Annotated in this window: 14 protein-coding genes; 12 read left to right on the plus strand and 2 right to left on the minus strand. The window is 64.2% G+C overall.

All coding sequences use genetic code 11. From position 1 onward, the window contains the following. Positions 1-156: 156 nt before the first annotated feature. Positions 157-2,262 (minus strand): mechanosensitive ion channel family protein, encoded by a 2,106-nt coding sequence (locus tag AC1RGE_RS29755; RefSeq protein ID WP_492585535.1) that lies wholly within the window; start codon positions 2,260-2,262, stop codon positions 157-159. Positions 2,263-2,475: 213 nt separating this feature from the next. Between AC1RGE_RS29755 and AC1RGE_RS29760 the strand changes: the two genes are divergently transcribed. Then, the gene (locus tag AC1RGE_RS29760; RefSeq protein ID WP_041120030.1) at positions 2,476-3,687 is read left to right on the plus strand and encodes an MFS transporter; all 1,212 of its coding nucleotides are present in this window, start codon (positions 2,476-2,478) and stop codon (positions 3,685-3,687) included. A gap of 16 nt (positions 3,688-3,703) precedes the next feature. Here AC1RGE_RS29760 and AC1RGE_RS29765 read toward each other — a convergent pair whose 3' ends face one another. Continuing rightward, positions 3,704-4,645, minus strand: coding sequence for a GlxA family transcriptional regulator (locus AC1RGE_RS29765; RefSeq protein WP_217438384.1), 942 nt, complete (start codon positions 4,643-4,645; stop codon positions 3,704-3,706). Positions 4,646-4,804: 159 nt separating this feature from the next. Here AC1RGE_RS29765 and AC1RGE_RS29770 point away from each other — a divergent pair, with 159 nt between their 5' ends. From AC1RGE_RS29770 to AC1RGE_RS29820, 11 genes are all read left to right on the plus strand, one after another. After that, positions 4,805-5,371: a cysteine hydrolase family protein gene (locus AC1RGE_RS29770; RefSeq protein ID WP_011063754.1), complete on the plus strand. Its 567-nt coding sequence runs from the start codon at positions 4,805-4,807 to the stop codon at positions 5,369-5,371. A gap of 729 nt (positions 5,372-6,100) precedes the next feature. Next, positions 6,101-7,984, plus strand: a complete 1,884-nt coding sequence (locus AC1RGE_RS29775) for a 3-dehydroquinate synthase (protein WP_011063755.1) — start codon at positions 6,101-6,103, stop codon at positions 7,982-7,984. Beyond that, positions 7,981-8,865, plus strand: coding sequence for a UbiA family prenyltransferase (locus AC1RGE_RS29780; protein WP_011063756.1), 885 nt, complete (start codon positions 7,981-7,983; stop codon positions 8,863-8,865). The genes AC1RGE_RS29775 and AC1RGE_RS29780 overlap by 4 nt, the downstream gene beginning before the upstream one ends. Further along, positions 8,862-9,629 (plus strand): EboA domain-containing protein, encoded by a 768-nt coding sequence (locus AC1RGE_RS29785; protein ID WP_492585537.1) that lies wholly within the window; start codon positions 8,862-8,864, stop codon positions 9,627-9,629. Before AC1RGE_RS29780 ends, AC1RGE_RS29785 begins: the two co-directional genes overlap by 4 nt. A 51-nt stretch (positions 9,630-9,680) precedes the next feature. Then, entirely contained in the window at positions 9,681-10,565 is an 885-nt protein-coding gene (locus AC1RGE_RS29790) for a TatD family hydrolase (protein ID WP_011063758.1), read from the plus strand. Beyond that, positions 10,562-11,800 carry a metabolite traffic protein EboE gene (gene eboE / locus AC1RGE_RS29795; RefSeq protein WP_019094228.1) on the plus strand — a complete coding sequence of 413 codons (1,239 nt, stop codon included), beginning with the start codon at positions 10,562-10,564 and terminating at the stop codon, positions 11,798-11,800. The genes AC1RGE_RS29790 and eboE overlap by 4 nt, the downstream gene beginning before the upstream one ends. Then, positions 11,790-13,235 carry an alkaline phosphatase family protein gene (locus AC1RGE_RS29800; RefSeq protein ID WP_492585539.1) on the plus strand — a complete coding sequence of 482 codons (1,446 nt, stop codon included), beginning with the start codon at positions 11,790-11,792 and terminating at the stop codon, positions 13,233-13,235. Before eboE ends, AC1RGE_RS29800 begins: the two co-directional genes overlap by 11 nt. Further along, the gene (locus AC1RGE_RS29805) at positions 13,214-14,395 is read left to right on the plus strand and encodes a hypothetical protein (protein ID WP_011063761.1); all 1,182 of its coding nucleotides are present in this window, start codon (positions 13,214-13,216) and stop codon (positions 14,393-14,395) included. Before AC1RGE_RS29800 ends, AC1RGE_RS29805 begins: the two co-directional genes overlap by 22 nt. 10 nt (positions 14,396-14,405) lie before the next feature. Then, positions 14,406-16,817 (plus strand): hypothetical protein, encoded by a 2,412-nt coding sequence (locus tag AC1RGE_RS29810; protein WP_492585541.1) that lies wholly within the window; start codon positions 14,406-14,408, stop codon positions 16,815-16,817. A 66-nt stretch (positions 16,818-16,883) separates the two neighbouring features. Further along, complete coding sequence (locus AC1RGE_RS29815; RefSeq protein ID WP_492585543.1) at positions 16,884-17,825, plus strand: hypothetical protein; 942 nt, start codon at positions 16,884-16,886, stop codon at positions 17,823-17,825. Positions 17,826-17,838: 13 nt separating this feature from the next. Next, positions 17,839-19,125: a hypothetical protein gene (locus AC1RGE_RS29820; RefSeq protein ID WP_019094232.1), complete on the plus strand. Its 1,287-nt coding sequence runs from the start codon at positions 17,839-17,841 to the stop codon at positions 19,123-19,125. The last annotated feature ends 3 nt before the right edge of the window (positions 19,126-19,128 follow it).

The following is a 19,128-nucleotide window of genomic DNA, read 5'->3' on the forward strand; positions in this document are numbered from 1 at the left end:
CAGCGGCCTCTTCGCTGGCAAGCCAGCTCCTACACAAGCAGCAGGCGCCCTTCCAGACAATCCACGCCCACCCTCGTAGGAGCCGGCTTGCCGGCGAAAGGGCCCGTGAGCCCTGCGCCAGATCCAGCTGCCCTTACGCTGGCCGTCGTTGCGCAATCATTGCGGGCGGGGGGATTCGGGGAGCAGCAGCGCCGAGTCGTCCTGTTCCGGTTCGTCTTCATGCACCCGCCGCGCCGGTAACACCACCGGCTGTGGATAAGTCTGGGCGAAATGCACCCAGGGGCAGTTATCCACAAGCTTTTTCAGACGCTGGTTGAAGGCCCGGCTCACCGCGTACTGGCCGCCGGACACCGTGCGGAACTGGGCCGTCAGCACCACGCCGTTGAGGTCCATCTTGTCCACCCCGAACACGTCCAGGCCGCCTTGCAGGTTGTAGCGCAGGAAGCTGTCCTCGCTGATGGAGCGCCCGGCTTCGCGGATCAGTTCGATGGCCTTGTCGACGTCGGTGTCGTAGGTGAACTGCACCGAGAAGAAGGCATAGGCGAACTGCCGCGACTGGTTGGTGACCGCCTTGATCTGGCCGAACGGCACCGAATGCACGAAACCCTTGCCGTCGCGCAGGCGCAGGGTGCGGATGGTCAAGCCCTCGACGGTGCCGGCATGGCCGGAGTCGAGCACCACCCAGTCACCAATGGACAGGGTGTCTTCGATGATGATGAACAGGCCGGTGATCACGTCCTGCACCAGTTGCTGGGAGCCGAAACCGATGGCCAGGCCCACCACCCCGGCACCGGCCAGCAGCGGCGCGACGTTGATCCCCAGGTTGGCCATGGTGGTGATCGCGCAGATCACCACCAGGATGATTTTGATCGCATTGCGCAGCAGCGGCAGGATGGTCTTGACCCGGGTACTGGGCTGACGCGCCGAACGCTTGTTGGCCGGTGGCTTGAGGGCCTCCTGGATCGCCGTGTCGAGCACCACCCACAGCAGCCAGGTCACCAGGAAGATCAGGCCGATGCTGCTCAGGGAGTCGCTGATGGCCCGGCCCACGGTATTGCGCTGGGCGAACTCGAACAGCGAGATCCCCCAGATGCGCCCGAGGATCTCGATGAAGGCGATGGCCATGACGATCCGCAGCAGGGCGTGCAACAGGCTCAGGAAACGCTCCTTGTAGGCGCTGCTGCGCTGAATCGTCTGGGCGCTACGGGACTTGAACAGGTGCTGCAGCACGGTGCTGAGGAACACCGTGGCGATCAGCAGCACCGTGGTCAGCAAGGCGCAGCGCAGGGCCTGCTGGCTGTCCTCGCCGGCACCGATCAGGCTCACCGCCGAGACCAGCACCATCAGCAGGATCGGCCAGTACCAGAGCCCGGAAAAGATCCGCAGCGACTCCTGCAACGCCGGCTGTTTCAGACGCTGGGCCAGGGAGCGGTTGCGGATCAGGTGCGCCACCGGCCGGCGCAGGCGGATCACCAGCACCGCGAAGATCAGCGAGGCCAGCAGGCCGGTGAATACCGCCACGCTGCTGGTGATATTGCCCCCCAGCTGGCGAGCGATCTGCGGGCTGGTGAGGGCATCGCTGAGAGCCGCAAGGAAACCGATCAGAAACAGCGGTTTCGGGCAGTAGCCACGGATGATCCGCACCGCGGGCCGCTTGTGCCCGACGTTGAACATCACGATCAGGCACAACAGCACCGAGGTCGAGACGATGCCGCTGCTGGTGGCATAGGCCAGGCACAGGGCCAGCGCCCGCCCCACCGAACCGTCCAGGGAATGGCTGACGTAAAGCGTCAGCGGCAGGCAGACCAAGGCCGGCAAGGTGTAAGGCAGCAGGTATTCCAACAGGCCCTGGCCTCGGGGCCGGGCTTGCAGCCAGGGCCGCTGGCTCAGCCGCCGTACCAGCAGCCCGGCCAGCACCGTGAGCAGGGCGAAGCTGCCCAGCCAGGTACCGGACAAGGTGAGGAAATCCCCGGCCACGCTCCAGCCCGAACGGTCCGAGGGTTGGTTCACCAGGCGCCCCACTTCGTCCGCCGCGCGGTCGGCCCGCAGGCGCCAGGCGTCGATCAGGTTTTCATTGAGGTCGAGCTTGTCCTGGACATCGTCGATGCTCGAACTGATGGCGCCCAGCAGGCCCCCTTCCACCAGCAGTTCCGGCTTGGCCGGGGCCGCCGCCGGGGCTGTTGCGGCAGTGGCGGCGCAGAGCTCGCTGCTGCCCAGAACGAGCAGCATCCCGAGCAAGATCGCGGTCTTGAAATTCAACACAGCGCAGGGCTCCTTCAGCAGGGTCTGTAAGGAACTGATCAGCAAACGCCCGGCAAGTTCGCTTCAGTTGCCCCCGAGGCCGGCGCGCCGGTGAACGACGGGCTCCGGGATCCTTGACCCACAGGCAAATATCTTGTGCCGATAGGGCTATTTTTCCGCACGAGTCAAACCCGGACACTGCGCGCCAATCCCACTTTCACCGGAGTTGCAGTGATGCCCATTGCCCTGCTCGCGCTGACCCTCAGCGCATTCGCCATCGGCACGACCGAGTTCGTTATCGTTGGCCTGCTACCCACCATAGGTACCGACCTCGGGGTCAGCCTGCCGTCCGCCGGCCTGCTGGTCAGCCTCTACGCTCTGGGCGTGGCGATTGGCGCCCCGGTGCTCACCGCCCTCAGCGGCAAGGTGCCGCGCAAGCTGTTGCTGCTGTCGCTGATGGTGCTGTTCACCCTTGGCAACCTGCTGGCCTGGAAGGCACCCGGGTATGAATCCCTGGTGCTGGCACGGATTGTCACGGGCCTGGCCCACGGGGTGTTCTTCTCCATCGGCTCGACCATCGCCACCAGCCTGGTGCCCAAGGAAAAAGCCGCCAGCGCGATCGCCATCATGTTCACCGGGCTCACCGTGGCCCTGGTCACCGGCGTACCCCTGGGCACCTTTATCGGCCAGCATCTGGGCTGGCGCGAAACCTTCCTCGCAGTGTCCGCCCTGGGGGTGATCGCCTTTATCGGCAGCCTGCTGTTCGTGCCGAAGAACATTACCCACCGCCCGCCGGCGTCGCTGCTGCAACAACTGCAGGTGCTCAAGCAACCGCGCCTGCTGCTGGTGTACGCCATGACCGCGGTGGGCTACGGCGGCTCGTTCATCGCCTTCACCTTCCTGGCGCCGATCCTCCAGGACATTTCCGGCTTCAGCGCCGGCACCGTGAGCCTGGTGCTGCTGGTGTACGGCGTGTCGGTGGCGGTGGGCAATATCTGGGGCGGCAAGCTGGCGGACCGGCGCGGACCGATCGGCGCCCTGAAGATCATCTTCGCCCTGCTCGCCGCGGTGCTGCTGATGCTCAGCCTCACCGCCGGCAACCCATGGCTGGCGCTGCTGACCGTGCTGCTGTGGGGCGCGGTGGCGTTTGGCAACGTACCGGGGCTGCAGGTCTATGTGGTACGTCAGGCCGAGCACTACACACCCCAGGCGGTGGACGTGGCGTCCGGCCTGAACATTGCCGCCTTCAACCTGGGGATTGCCGGTGGAGCCTGGCTGGGGGGCTTGATCGTCGCTCACCTGGGGCTGATCCACACCGCCTGGATCGGCGCGCTGGTGGTGCTGGTGGCCCTGGCCCTGACCGTCTTGAGCGGCCACCTGGATCGCCGCAACCCGCTAGCGTTCGCGCCGGCCGGCGGCAGCGTCCGGGCAGTGGCCGGCCACTGAACAGGCCGCAGCCGGGTTACGGTACCCGGCTTGCAGCCGTTGAGGTGGCACCGAAGCGATTGCGATATTCACTGGGCGCCAGCCCGGTGATTTTCCGGAACAGGCTGCGAAAGGTGGCAGGGTCCTGATAACCCACGGTCCAGGCGATGTGATCGATGCTGCCGTTGGTGAACTCCAGCAGTTCCCGGGCCTTGCCCACCCGCAGGTGCTGACAGTACTGGGTCGGCTTGAGGCCGGTGGCCGCCCGGAAGCGCCGCAGCAAGGTGCGCGGCTCAAGCCCCGCCTGCTGCGCCATCACCGGCAGCGAAACATCCACCGCGCCATTGGCCTGCAACCAGTGCTGGAGCTTGAGAATCGCCCCGTCGCCGTGGCTGAGGATCGGTGCGAAATTGCTGCCGCACTGGCTCGCGCTGGCACTGTGTTCCATCACCAGAAAGCGCGCCGTGGCACTGGCGATGCTCGGCCCCAGCAAGCGGTTCACCAGGCGCAGACCAAGCTCGGCCCAGGCCATCAGCCCGGCGCTGGTGATCAGGTCGCCGTCATCGACAATGGGTTTGTCCGCTTCCAGGCGCACCTGTGGGTAACGCTCGGCGAAGGCCTGGGCCGAGGTCCAGTGGGTGGTGGCGCTGCGGCCATCGAGCAGGCCGCTTTCGGCCAGCAGGATCGAGCCCACACAGACCCCGCCCAGGGTGGCTCCGGCGGCGTGTTGCTGGCGCAGCCAATCCATCAGGGCGGCAGATGACTGATGGCTTGAGAAGCCCGCCAGCGAAGGCGGGATCAATACCGCCAGCAAGGCCCCGGGGGCTTCGGCCAGGCTGTCGTGGACCCGCACCGGAGGCAGTTCGCCGCTGGCCTGCCAGTGGCTGACGCGCAACCGCGGCAACTGCGCCTGCGGCTGTTCGCCGGCAATCCGGTTGGCCACCTCGAACAAGTCGCTCAGGCCATGTACCGCCGCCATCTGCACACCGGGATAGAGCAGTACCCCCAATTCGGCGTGCGTGCCTTGAATACCCACTGTCAGTTTTCCCCCGGTTAATGTCGGTGCGGCCAATCCTCGAAGGAACGACCGGTGGCGATACTGGCTCCCACGTCAATCACTCACCCGCAGGTATTACCCATGGCCAGACAGGCACTCATCGTAATCGATATCCAGAACGACTACTTCGCCGACGGCAAGTGGCCCCTGATCGGCGTCGACGCTGCAGCGGACAACGCCGCCCGGCTGATCCAGGCATTTCGCCAGAACGCTGAACCTGTGGTGCACATCCGCCACGAATTCACCTCCGACGACGCTCCCTTCTTCACTCCCGGCTCCCCAGGTGCGCAGTTGCACCCCAAGGTCCAGAACCACGCCGATGAGCCGGTGGTGCTCAAGCATTTCGTCAACGCATTCCGCGACACCGAGCTGCAATCGCTGCTCACGCGGCAGGGCATCGAGGAACTGGTGATCGTCGGCAACATGAGCCACATGTGTGTGGAAGGCACTGCCCGGGCCGCTGCCGACCTGGGCTACCCGGTCAAGGTGATCCATGACGCCTGTGCCACTCTCGACCTGGAGTTCGCTGGCCAGCGCGTGCCCGCCGCCCAGGTACAAAGTGCGGTGATGGCGGCCCTGGCGTTCGCCTATGCCAGCGTGCTGTCCACCGAGCAGTTTCTGGCGGCCGGGCAGGCCCCTGCGGCTTGATCACCCGCAAGCGGTGAGCCGTGGCTCACCGCAACTTCATGGCACCAGGCATTTCCCGGATTAAGTTCGCCGCTGTTTACCGAGAGGTTAATAGCGGCAAATGCCAATAGTTGCAGGACCTACAAGTTAACCATAATGCGCACGAATGATTCCCACTAACAAAAAACACTCCCCGACAACCCGCTCGGACAGCTCTATGGAACAACTAAATAACACCCCATTAATAAGCAAGCCATTAAATAGCTGACTAATAGTAATCAAGGGTTAATCCGTTATTTCAAAACCTGATTTGAAACATTTGTAAAAATCCATCAAGAGCTGCCCTCGCACATGATTTAGTGCGCTTTCATGAAACGATTTTTCTATATATCCAATTTTCATAATCTTTATAGCAAAGTAAAAAACAGCCCCACCGCCTATACCATCCCCAGCATTCATTGAGCAAGAACAGGCTCCACCAGACTTCTTGCAAGACGTTCAGCGGAGCCGCCCCGGACTAAACACGCACTTTCCCCTGAAGCCATAAAAGTGCCTTGCAGGCCACTTCATTCAACTTACTTGCAAAACCCTCGGCCTTGACTAAGTTGATAGCTACTCGCCACTGAAGTGTTCTTCAGCCGCCAGAAGATCAATAAAAACCGTCGAGGAATTCAATAACCAGACGCCCTCCTGCCCTACCCAGCTGACACTGACACGGAATCCAGTCATATCAATCAAGAGGGACGCTTGATGAAGCGCAGCTCGTTGTCTCGTGCCTTTTCACTCAAGGGTGCGGCCGAAAATTACTGGCTCTCGTTATTACTATTCTCGATCCTGGTTATCGCCAGTTTCCTGTTGTTTGAACAGCAGATCCAACAGCTGCTGAGTCACCTGGGCACCTTCCTTCCCACCGATCCCGTACAGCGCCTGAGCCTGGCCCTGTTGCTGGTAACCCTGTTGGCCCTGGACGTGCTGCTGCCCGTGCCCTCCAGCCTGGTGGCACTGCTGGCCGTGGCGGCCCTGGGCGCCATTGGCGGCTACCTGGTGATCTTCATCGGCCTGTGCCTGGGGGCCAGCCTTGGCTACTGGCTGGGGGCCGGCTACTTCCGCCTGCTGTCCAATTGGCTGGGGCTCAGGACCTGGCAACCCGGGCAACTGGCCTATCGCCTCAGCACCCTGTCGCTCGTGTGCCTGCGTGGCGTGCCGGTGCTGGCAGAAACCTCGGTGCTGGCCGCCGGCATGCAACGTTATCCGCTGCGCCAGTTTCTTCTGGTCACCACCCTGGCCAACGCCGGGCTGGCCCTGGCCTATGCCGCCATCGGCAGCCTACTGGTGGAACAGAACGCCCTGCTGGCAACCATTCTCGCCAGCATGGTGCTGCCCGGGCTGTTCCTCGGCACCCGCAGCCTGTTCAAGAGCCGCCTGGCCCAGCCCCGGTACGATCAGGCGCAGTCTCTGGAGGGCCGCTTCCAGGTGAGCTACCACTACCCGGTGCTGTTCACCGATCACATCTTCCAGGCCGACAACCCCTGCCTGCACCAGCAACTGACCCGGCAGAACCCGGGGCGCACCACGGTGCTGGTGTTTGTCGATGAACAACTGCTGCTGTGCTCGCCCCAGTTGCCGCTGCAGATCGACCACTACTTCAGCGCCCACGCCGCCGACCTGCATCTGCAGGCCGCACCGATCGCGGTGCCGGCCGGCGAATTGAGCAAGACCCCGGACGTGCTCCAGCAGCTGTACGCGCAGATGCTGGAACACGGCCTGGATCGCCACTGCTATGTGCTGGCCCTGGGCGGCGGCGCAGTGCTGGACGCAGTGGGCTATGCCTGCGCCACCTTCCACCGGGGCATGCGCCTGATCCGCATCCCGTCCACCGTGCTGGCGCAGAACGATGCCGGCATCGGGGTGAAGAATGGCATCAACGCCTTCGCCCAGAAAAACCTGCTGGGGGCCTTCTACCCGGCCACAGCGGTGATCAACGACTTCCAGCTGCTGCTCAGCCTTTCCCACCGGGACCAGATTGCCGGCCTGGCCGAAGCGGTCAAGGTCGCGGTGATCAAGGATGCCGCGTTCTTCCAGTGGATGGAGCAGCAGGCCGAAGCCCTGGCCGGTTTCGAGCACAACGCCAGCCGCTACGCCATTCGCCGCTGCGCCGAACTGCACCTGGGTCATATCACCGGTGCCGGCGATCCGTTCGAACGGGGCAATGGCCGCCCCCTGGACTACGGGCACTGGGCCGCCCACAAGCTGGAGAACCTCAGCCAGCATCGCTTGCGCCACGGTGAAGCGGTGGCCGTGGGCATGGCCCTGGATGCGCTGTATGCCAACGCCAGCGGCCTGCTGTCCGACGCCGACTGCCAGCGCCTGCTGCGACTGCTGGACAGGCTCGGCTTCAACCTCTGCCCGCCGGAACTGAGCCTGCGGGACAACCAGGGGCGTTCGCCGATCCTGGTGGGCCTGGAAGAGTTCCGCCAGCACCTGGGGGGCCAGCTGTCGATCCCGATGCTCAACCGCCTGGGCCAGTCGGTGGATGTGCACCAGATCGACATGCCGCTGATGGAACAGGCCCTGCTGCGCCTGGCGGGTTTCGGCGGGCCGGATTTCGCCTGGGGCCCGGGGTGCGCGCAATGATCCAATCGTCGCTGACCACCTGGCTGACCCTGGGCCGGGTCTCCAACCTGCCAACGGTATGGACCAATGCCCTGGCCGCCGCGCTGCTGGCCAGCAGCGCTACCACCCTGGCGCCACCCTCGCCGCTGGTCTGGACCCTGCTGCTGGTGGCGCTCTCGGCGCTGTACCTGGCGGGCATGCTGCTCAACGACCTGATGGACGCCGACTGGGACCAGCAGCACCACAACCCGCGGCCGATCGTTCTCGGCCTGGTCAGCCGCGCCCAGGTCCGCCTGGCCACTGCCGCGCTGCTGCTGCTGGCGGCGCTGGCGGTCCTCGGCCTGAGCCGGATGATTGCCCAGCCCCACTGGCTGCTGGCCAGCGCCGGATTGCTGCTGCTGTTTATCCTTGGCTACAACCTTCTGCACAAGAAATATCCGCACAGCGTCTGGCTGATGGGCGGCTGCCGCTCGGCGCTGTACCTGACCGCCGCCGCCAGCCTGGCCATGCCGCCCCAGCCATTGTGGCTGTGCGCCGCGCTGCTGGGCACCTACATCGCCGGCTTGACCTACCTGGCCCGCCTGGAGCATCGCAACCAGTTGCTCAGCCGCCTGCCGCTGCTGCTCATGCTCAGCCCTCTGCTCCTGGCCGCCTATGCCGGCAACAGCGTGTTCTGGCTGGTTCTGCTGCTGTGGCTGGGCTGGTTGGGCTGGCACTACCAGCGCCACCTGGCCAACCCGCAACAACGGCAGGTCCGCGCCTTCATCGGTGCCGGGCTGGCCGCCCTGCCGCTGTTCGACGCCCTGGTGCTGGCGGTGGCCAACCAGCCCTTGGGCAGCCTGCTGTGTGTGCTGGTGTTCTTTCTGCTTCCCCACCTTCAACGCTGGATCAAGCCGACATGAACATGGATCCCATCGCCCCTGCGCCGCGGGCGCTTGCCATTCGCCATGGTGCCTTCGCCGAGCGCCAGCAATTGCTGGAACGGCATCTGGACGACGACAGCCGAAGCTGGTGGCAGCAAGCCCGGGAACAACTGGCCCGACAGCCCTCGGCCAACACCCTGATGCTGCTCAGCAGTCAGTGTCGGCGCCGCTTGGCCAACGCACCGCTGGCCCCCAGCCCGGACTGCAACCGCACTCAACTGGCCCGGGCGCTGCTGCTGGCCCAGTTGCTGGAGCAGCAGGCCGGCGCCGGGCAACTGGCCCTGTTACGCCAGCTGTTTCTCTGGGGCGACGACCAGGAAAAGGCTGCCCTGCTCAAGGCCCTGGATGACCTCGACAGCCAGGGGGCCAGCCTCGACCTGGCGCTCCAGGCCGGGCGCACCAACAACCGCGAGGTGTTCGCCGCCATCGCCCTGGACAACCCCTTTGCCGCGCGCCACTACCCGGAACGGGCCTTCCACCAGTTGGTGCTCAAGACCCTGGGCATGGGCCTGGACAGCCGCCACATCCACGGCCTGGTAGAACGGCGCAGCGTCGACCTCAACCAGTTGGCCCTGGACCTGATGGAAGAACAGCTGGCCGCCGAACGCGAGGTCGCCGACGGCCTGCCCCAGGCCATTGCCTTCGAGCTGTTGAGCCAGGCCCAGTTGCAGCGCCTGCGAGGCCTGTACCAGCAGGGACGATTGCCTGCGCACTGGCGCGACCACTTCCCGGCAGGCGGTTGACCCCCGGCAGCTGAGCCCACGATTTTTCCCGCACTCAAGCAAGGAGCCACCATGGCGAAGTACTTCGACCCGCACATTCATATGGTCAGCCGCACCACCGACGACTACCAGAACATGGCCGCCGCCGGCATCACCGGGGTCATCGAGCCTGCGTTCTGGCAAGGCCAGGCGCGCACCAGCGTCGGCAGCTTCATCGACTACTTCGACACCTTGCTGGGCTGGGAGCGCTTTCGCGCCAGCATGTTCGGCATCCACCATTTCTGCACCATCGGCCTCAACCCCAAGGAAGCCAACGACCTGTCGGTGGCCAACGAAGTGCTGGAGATCCTGCCGCGCTACCTGGTCAAGGACGGCGTGGTAGCGGTAGGGGAAATCGGCTACGACGACATCACCCCGGAAGAAGATCGCTTTCTCGCCGCGCAACTGGAACTGGCCAGACAGTTCAACCTGCCGGTGCTGGTGCACACCCCGCACCGCGACAAGATCGGCGGCACCAAGCGCACCCTGGCGGTGATCCGCGAGGTGGGCATCGCCGAAAACCTGGTGATCATCGACCACCTCAACGAACTGACCCTGCCCCTGGTGCTGGACAGCGACTGCTGGCGCGGGCACTCGATCTACCCCAACACCAAGATGTCGGAACAGCGCATGGTGGCCCTGCTGCAGGAATACGGCAGCGAAAAAATGGTGGTCAACAGCGCTGCCGACTGGGGCATCAGCGACCCGCTCAAAGTGCCCAAGACCGGCCAGGCCATGCTCGCCGCCGGCTTCAGCGAAGCCCAGGTGGAGCAGGTGCTGTTCCACAACCCGGTGGATTTCTTCGCCCAGAGCGGGCAGTTGGACAAGCAACTGGTGAGCACCCCGCTGCCGATCGACCAGCGCCGCCAGTGGCAGGACAACTCGGCCCTGAGGGGCCAGGAACCGGTGGTCAAATGAGTGCCCGGGCCGGCTGGAACGCCGCGCAGATCGGCTACTGCAGCAACGTGCACCCGGCCCGTGACGTGGCAGGCCTGCGGGCGTCGATCCAGGAACATTTCCAGGGCGTGCGGCGTCAGCGTGGGCTGGCGGTGCAGGACAGCGGCCTGTGGATCAGCGCCCAGGCCGCCGCCGAACTACAGGTGCCAGAGGTGCGCGAGGCCTTCATCGAACTGCTGCACGATTGTGGCCTGCGCCTGACCTCGCTCAACGGTTTCCCCTATGGCCAGTTCCATGAAGGCGCAGTTAAGGCCGAGGTCTACCGGCCCACCTGGGCCGAACCCCAGCGCCTGGAATACAGCCTGCAACTGGCGCATCTGCTGGCCGCCGCTCTGCCCCTGGATTGCCAGCAGGGGGTGATTTCCAGCGTGCCCTTCGGTTATGCCGCCACCTGGGACGAGGCCCAGCAGCAACAGGCCGAAACCCACCTGCGGCAACTGACCGCCGAGCTGGCCAGCCTGCATCGCAGCAGCGGCAGGAAGATCCTGGTGTGCCTGGAGATGGAGCCGGATTGCGTGCTGGAAAACACCGATCAGGCCCTGGCCTTTTTCAAGCACTGGCAGGCCACCGATCCCCATCATGGCTACCTGGCGCTGTGCTTCGACGTCTGCCATCAGGCGGTGGTCTTCGAAGACTGCTACCAATCCCTGCAACGGCTGCTGGATGCGCGGGTTCCGGTGGGCAAGATCCAGCTGTCCAACGCCCTTATCTGCCAGTTGCCGTTTGCCGATCGCCCACGCCGCCAGCAGGTACTGCAGGCCCTGGGCAACTTCGCCGAAGCCACCTACCTGCATCAGGTCAAGGCCCGGGATATGGCCGGGCAGCTACTGGCCTGGGCCGACCTGCCCGGGGCCCTGGACGCCGCCGAACCGGCCCAGGGGCAATGCCCCGAGTTGCGCATTCACTTTCATGTGCCGCTGTTCAGCGAACAGTTTCTACTGGCCGAGCTCAGCGGCAGCCAGCAGGCCTTGCTGCGCACCTTCGACTTTCTCGCCGCGCACCCGAACTTCCAGCCGGTGCTGGAGGTGGAAACCTACAGCTGGAACGTACTGCCCGGTGCGCTGCGCCCGGACAGCGAGCAGGCCTTGCTGCAAGGCATCGCCGCCGAGCTGCAATGGGTCGAGGGCCAACTGCGCCAGCGGCATCTGCTGCGTACCCACTCGTCTGCCCTGGAGGCTCCGGCCCATGCCTTCTGAACGCCCGCGCCAGCCCTTGCTGCTGATCAATGTGGTGGGCCTGACACCCAGCCTGCTGGGGCCGGCCACGCCGCGGATCAACAACCTGCTGCAACGGGCGCGAATGGCCCGGCTGCGCCCGGTGTTCCCCGCCGTGACCTCCACCGTGCAGGCCTCGATCCTCACCGGGCTGCCGCCTTCGGAACACGGCATCGTCGGCAACGGCTGGTATTTCCGCGATCAGGCCGAGGTGCGTTTCTGGCTGCAGCCCAACGCGCTGATCCAGGGTGAAAAGGTCTGGCAGGCGCTGCAACGGGAGATCCCCGGCCTGCGCTGCAGCCAGTTGTTCTGGTGGTTCAACATGTATGCCCAGGTGGAGGCAGCCATCACCCCGCGCCCCCACTACCCGGCCGACGGGCGCAAGATGTTCGGCCTCTATTCGTCGCCTCCGGGGCTGCACGAACGCATCGAACAGCAGATCGGCGAGTTCCCCTTTCCGAGCTTCTGGGGCCCGGCCGCGGGGATTGCCTCCAGCCGCTGGATCGTCGACTGCGCCATCGCCGAGTTCCAGATCAGCCGCCCCGACCTGCAACTGATCTACCTGCCGCACCTGGACTACAGCCTGCAACGCCTGGGGCCGGAGCATCCGTCCATCAGCGACGAAGTGCGGGCCATCGACCATGAAGTCGGGCGCCTGCTGGATTTTGCCCAGCAGCAAGGCGCGGCCGTGATGCTGGTCTCCGAATACGGCATCGAGGCGGTGCAGCAGTCCATCTCGATCAACCGCGTGCTGCGCGAGCAAGGTCTGCTGCAGATACGTCGTTCACTGAGCTGGGAGCTGCTGGACCCCGGCGCCAGCGCGGCCTTCGCCGTGGTCGACCACCAGATCGCCCACGTCTATGTGCGCCAGCCCGAGGACATTGCCCGGGTCAAGGCCCTGCTGCTGCGCCAGCCCGGTATCGAGCAGGTGCTGGACAAGAGCGAGCAGCGGGCCTGCCAGCTCGATCACCCACGCAGCGGCGAGCTGGTGGCGGTGGCCGCCCCGGGCTTCTGGTTCGATTACTACTACTGGTTCGACGACCGCCTGGCCCCGGATTTCGCCCGCACTGTGGATATCCACCGCAAGCCGGGCTACGACCCACTGGAGCTGCTCATCGACCCGGCGATCCGCTTTCCCAAGCTGCGGGTCGCTCGCCGGCTGCTGCAGAAGAAGCTCGGCTTTCGCTACTACATGGACCTGATTCCCCTGGACACCTCACTGATTCGCGGCAGCCACGGACGCTTGCCCAGCAGTGCCGAGGTAGGGCCCCTGCTCATCACCGATTGCGATTTACCCCTGCCGGCGCACCTGCCGGCCACCGCGGTAAAGCACCTGCTCCTAGAGCATTTCCTAGGGCGCCCCTATGACGATACGGCTCAGGCCAAGGAGATTCCATGCGGCGAACCATCCCTATAGTCGTGCTCGGTGTGTTGAGCGGCCTCGCTCACGCACAGACCACGCCCGCCTTCAATTGCAGCAACTTCCTGACGTTCAATGGCGACCAGGCCGGCACCCTGAGCACCTTCAAGCAGAGCCCGGAAACCATGGCATGGAACTGGTTTGTGTGCCTCAACCAGCCGGCCGGCTCCGGTAGCCCGGAGCGGCTCTGGGAGACGTTCAAACCATCCGATGAGGTCTACCTGAGCAAGGGGCAGGCTCCCCAGCCCTACAGCACCCAGGCCAACCTGCCGAGCCAGGTGCAGACCCAGGCGCAGAAGATCCCGGGCATGAACACCAGCGGGCTGTTCCTCAACCTGGGCAACGACACCGACGGCAGCACCGACAACGGCACCCAGCAGGTCGATGGCCTGGCCCTGGAAATGGGCAACCAGGTGCCGGAAGCGCAACGGGGCCAGTCGGTGCGTTTTCACATGTTGATGGGCCAGGACACCTTCAACTACATCGTCCAGCAGAAGATCTACAACCGGAACGGCATTGCCGCCCTGACCAGCAGCCTGAACTTTCCCGCCACGGCCTGGGAGCTGAAGACCTCCTGGTTGTGGATCGGCAGCGATAGCACCTTCCAGGCGCAACTGGCAAAGGATGGCTACTTCATCGCCCAGGCCTACTACGTCGACAAGCAGGGCCAATACCACACCGGCTACGCCGGCCTCAGCGGCATGCACGTCATCAACAAGCTGACCCACGACTGGGTCTGGACCACCTTCGAGAACCGCAACAACAGCAAGTACACCGTGACCAACGGCACGCCGGCCAAGCCCATGACCAACATCACCGGGCCCACTGACGCGGCCCAGCCGGTGAATGCCACGTTCCAGCAGCAGAACCCCACGCTGGCCCAGTACGAGTTGATCGGCGTGCAGTACGACCAGGCCCAGGCCGAGCCCAAGCTGCTGGCCAACTCCCAGCTGGAATCAGCCTTCCAGAGCCACTCCTCGTGCCTGGCCTGCCACAACACCGCGGCCTATTCGAGCAACAACACCTACTTCAACTTCGCCTTGAAAGAGGATGGCGGGATCGTCTACCCCACCACCGTACTACCGGACTCCGACTTCGTCGGCTACCAGAAACTGGACTACGTCTGGTCGCTCAAACGCGCCCAGTGGCAGCGCTAAGGAGCAGCTCATGAGCGTCTTGAACTTTCCCCGGATCTACTTCAATGGCCACATGTTCTGGAACCCACCGACGGCCAACAACAACGACGTTTTCCCGCTATATGACGCGGTGAAGATGCGCATGAACTGGCCGTTCCTGTCCTACTACGGGATCAACGACCAGAACGCCCCGCAACAGCTGATGCCCTGGACCATCGCCCCGCTGGCCTACGAGAACGTGCCGGACTACGTGCTGCAGGTGCCCACCAATGGCTCGCCCAGTGGCTACCCGATGATTCCCGCCGAATGGGACCTGTTCGGCGACAACGCCTGCGGCTTGGTCGACTACGAGCAGACCCGCTCGGTGATCGTCGGTGGCGAGTTCCAGGCCAACACCTACATCGACAACGACCCGCTGGTGAACAAGTGTTACCAGTTGCAGGGCAACCCGTTCGGCAGCGCCGCGCCGACAGCCGCGCGCTTCGTCGATATCAGCCCCTGGCAGAACACCTTCACCGCCCTGTACTTCGACAAACTGGTACTGGGGGACGCCACCCGCGGCCTGACCTTGAAGCGCCGGTACCGCATGCTCGACCGCTTCCTCAACTTCAACTGGGGGGCCTTCGGCGGCTTGAGCTACGTGACTACCACCTGGCAGACCTGCTTCCCGAAAGACCAGTTGCAGTGGATCGTCGGCGACTCGCAACTGCTGAAGACCCTGCAACAGGAGATGATCAACCAGAACGCCAAGGGCCTGATGTTCCGGTTCACCACCTACCTGACCTTCTACGACAAGAACGGCATCTTCAACGACTTCCCGGTGGTGGACAGCCACTCCAAGACGCCCGAAGCCATGGCCGCACTGCAGGCGATGTACCAGAAGGGCCTGGATAACGTCGCCGACATCTTCTTCAACCCGGCCTACAGCCGCACCGCCGGTACTCTGGGCCTGTGGTTCGACAATGAATACCCCACCGCTCCGGCTGGCCGGCGCCTGGAACCCAAGGCCCCGGTACCGGTGTGCAAGGCGGTTCCCAGAGACACCAAGCCTGCGGCCATGACCCTGGGGGTGATCAGCGCCCAAGTGCACGACAACACCCTGTCCCTGGACCTGGGCAATACCTTTCCGTTCTATCCCGCCGGAGACAGCGCCGCACTGCCGCCCACCAACACTGACCTGAGCCAGGGAATTCCGGTGCCCGGGAAATACCTGGCCGGTGATTACGACATCGGGGTACGGCCCACTGGCGGCGCTTTCCACAAAGTCGCCAGTTTTGGCTTCGAACAGTATCGCCAGACCGCCTTCGACAAGCGCGCCGGCCTGCTGGACCTGCCCATCAGCCCCGCCGACCAGGCCGCGTTGCAACAGGGCGCCCTGGAGCTGCAGTTGCAGGGCAGCCAGGAACTGGTCGCCGCCGCCCAGAATATGTGGACCGCCGAGGTCCTCGACAGCGGCTGCTTCATCGATGTGGGCGACACTCGGGTCCTGAGCATCATGGTGCAGTACGACGGCCTGCCCGCGCCCGCGGGCACCGCGCTGTGGGTGGCGGAGTACAACAACGCCTACATGCTGACCACCAGCGACTATTACCTGGCCTTCAGTAACGCGGCCAACTTCACCCTGTTCAACAACTACCCGAAGGACCCCGGGAGCAACACGTCGAACCGACCGCAGTTCGTCGGCACCCAGACCGCTGAAAGCCTGTTGCACGTGGGCAGCGGCCGCCGGCTCAGCGCGGTGCTGAACGTCGAGGACAGCGAGCCATCCGAGCCCATGCTCTACCAGAGCTTCCTGACCACGCCCTCGGCCGCGGCCCTGAGCCCCCGCCTGCAGTTCACCAATGGGCAGGCACGCAGCGGCACCCTGGCAGACCCGCTGAACGCCACCGTGCAGTACAGCCTGGCGCAGATCCTGACCGACGCCAATGGCATCGCCCAGGTATCGGTCAAGGCCGTGGCGGCCGGCTTCCCGACCTTGCGCTTCTTCATCCAGGACGGCCAGCAGCAACCGACGGTGCCCTTCAGCTTCAACTACACCGACGCCTACACCGACTTCCTTGCGCCCCTGCGGGTCCTGCCCCAGGAGCCGGAGATGCTCAAGGACTTCATCGACTGCTGGAACCGGGTGTGCACCCAGGACGACGCCAGCGTGCGGATCTGGAAGGAGTTCATCTTCCCCAGAATCCTCCAGCCTTTCTATTACCTCTACCCGATCATGAACAAGTTCATGCCGCTCAACTCCCTGCAACGCATCGAGGGCGCGATCAACCAGTTCATCGTGCTGATCAGCAAGGACTACCAGGAGGAAAGCACCCTGGCCATGCCGATCACCCGGGACCTGCCGCAAAGCCGGCGCAGGGTGCTGGAAATCTGGGCCCAGGACCTGGTGAGCAAGGGCTACCCACCGATCCCGCTGAAACTCAACGACTACCCCCACGGCTGAGCCGCAAAGGCCAGCCCATGGAATGCCGGGCGACCCCGTCGCCCGGCGCTTTCAAAGGAGTGTCAGATGAACGCCAGTCTCTTCAAGCAACTGCTGTTGGCCGCCAGCCTGCTGAGCGCCAGCCAAACGCTATGGGCCGAGACCTACCCCGACAACGTCTACTTCAACATGGGCGTGCACAACGACCGGGGGTGCGACGCCAAGACCAACAACTGCATCGCCAAGCGCAAACCCGGCGAGCCGGCCGATCCGCTCTACCCGGCAACCTGGGTCAGTGACTGGATCATGTACCGGGTCACCGCCAACTACGTGAAGAACCCACCGCCCTACAGCAGCCCGCCCAGCACCCTGAAACCGGCCGACTACACCGTGTCCCGGGGCACCAGCTACTACGACAACGACTATGTGCCGGCCGACAAGGACGGCACCGGGGCGATGATGGAGCACTACGAGAAGTACTGCCTGCCGATCTTCCCGATCAAGGACAACAACTACACCTGCTCCTTCGTTTCCCTGGGCAACAAGGCCTACTTCCTCACCTACCCCGAGGACCGGCCAAAGGACATGCCGGCCTGCTGCATGTTCTCGCCCATGAACCACCCGCCGCGCCAGGACTTCATCAAGCACCTGCCCTACAGCGCCGCCCGCAGCCAGCATCTGGATGGCAGCGTGCAGGCCTACGCGCTGGAGATCCCGGTCCAGCCGAGCCCGATTCTGTTCGGTTATGCGTTCTACAAGAAAGCCAGCAGCGACGGCCCGGGCCAGCCGGCCTATCAGCATCCGCAATCGTTCTATTTCTCCGGTGACGAGAGCGTCGCCAACGCGCCAATCGTCAGCCAGAACTACCTCAACTGGCGCACCGAGAAACCAAATCCGGCCAAGACCTGGGACCAGGTGGCGAAGATGTGCCCGGCCAACCCGCCGGACTGCCAGCTCTTCACGCCACCGCCATCGCTGAAGAACGGTGCGCGGCCGCAGTGGAACCAACTTTCGCCCCCCTCGCCATGACAGGAGCCGCCTCATGAACCCTTGGAGCCGTTTCACCGCCCTGTTGTTGCTTGGCCTGGGCAGCCAGCAGGCCAGCGCCCTGCAGCCCAGCGCATCGGCGCCGCAGACCAGCTGCCCGCCCACGGCTGCGGTGCCTGCTGCGGGCGCGTCGCAGCAGGCTTTCGATCAATACAGCTGGAAGATGTTCATCAACCTGAACTGGCCGGCCCAGGCGGGACAGCGCGGAGTGGCCGATTGCAGCAAGCCCCTGGGCAGCCCTGGCGATACCGTGTGGCAGACCTACAAGAGCGTCAGCGAGACCTTCCTCCCCGGGGCCAAGAATCCGGGCCTCTGGAACTCGCAACTGCCCCGCAGAAATCTCAGCCTGATCAACATCGCCGCGGTCAAGAACACCCAGGTGGTGCAATCGGACAACCAGGCGGTGGGCGGCTGGCTGATTGACCAGCGCGGCAACCCGACCTACTACGACATCGCCGCCAACGAGGTCTCCTACAACTACATCGTCGATAACGACTTCTACAACGCGGTGGTCGTCAACGCAGCGAAGAACATCAGCTTTCCCAACAACGCCGGCGAGATCAAGAGCAGTTGGCGCATCCTCGGCAGCGCCGACGACAGCAGCCGCTATCTGACAATGAAGGCCCTGGTCACCCAGTTCGACAGTCAGGGACAGCCCAACGGCACCACCGAGGCCACTTTGGGATTGGTGGGGTTGCACATCATCAGCAAGGTGGAGGGATTCCCGCAGTGGATCTGGTCGACCTTCGAGCAGGTCGACAACGTGCCTCCCAAGACCCAGCTGGGGGGCCGTTGGGTGGACCAACCGGTCTCGGGGATTTTCTACTCCTACTTCAACGCCAAGGCGCCCGCCGAAAGCCTCAACCAATCCCCCTGCCTGTGGCAGCAACAAGCTGGACAAATGGTCTGTACCCCAAAACCCGGTAACAGCTTCAGTACCCCGGACCCACTGAACCGGGTCACCCCGATCACGGACGTCACCCAGCAGATCAATACCCAATACCAGGGCGATCCGCAGGTACAGCAAAGCGTGTTCAAGTACTACCAGTTGATCACCACCCAACGCCCGCAGTCGCCGGATAACCCCGGCAACCCCTTGGGGCAACCAACGCCATCACTGTCGGCCAACGTCACCATGGAAAGTTACATCCAGACCAACAGCAGCTGCATGAACTGCCATTCCATGGCCGCACCGCTCAACAGCCAGTACAAGAGCGACTTCTCCTTCCTGTTCAGATTCGCCCAAGCCCCAGTCACCAGCGTCGCCAAGGATAAGGAATAGATC

Source organism: Pseudomonas sp. GW823-FHT02C05 (assembly GCF_058797595.1).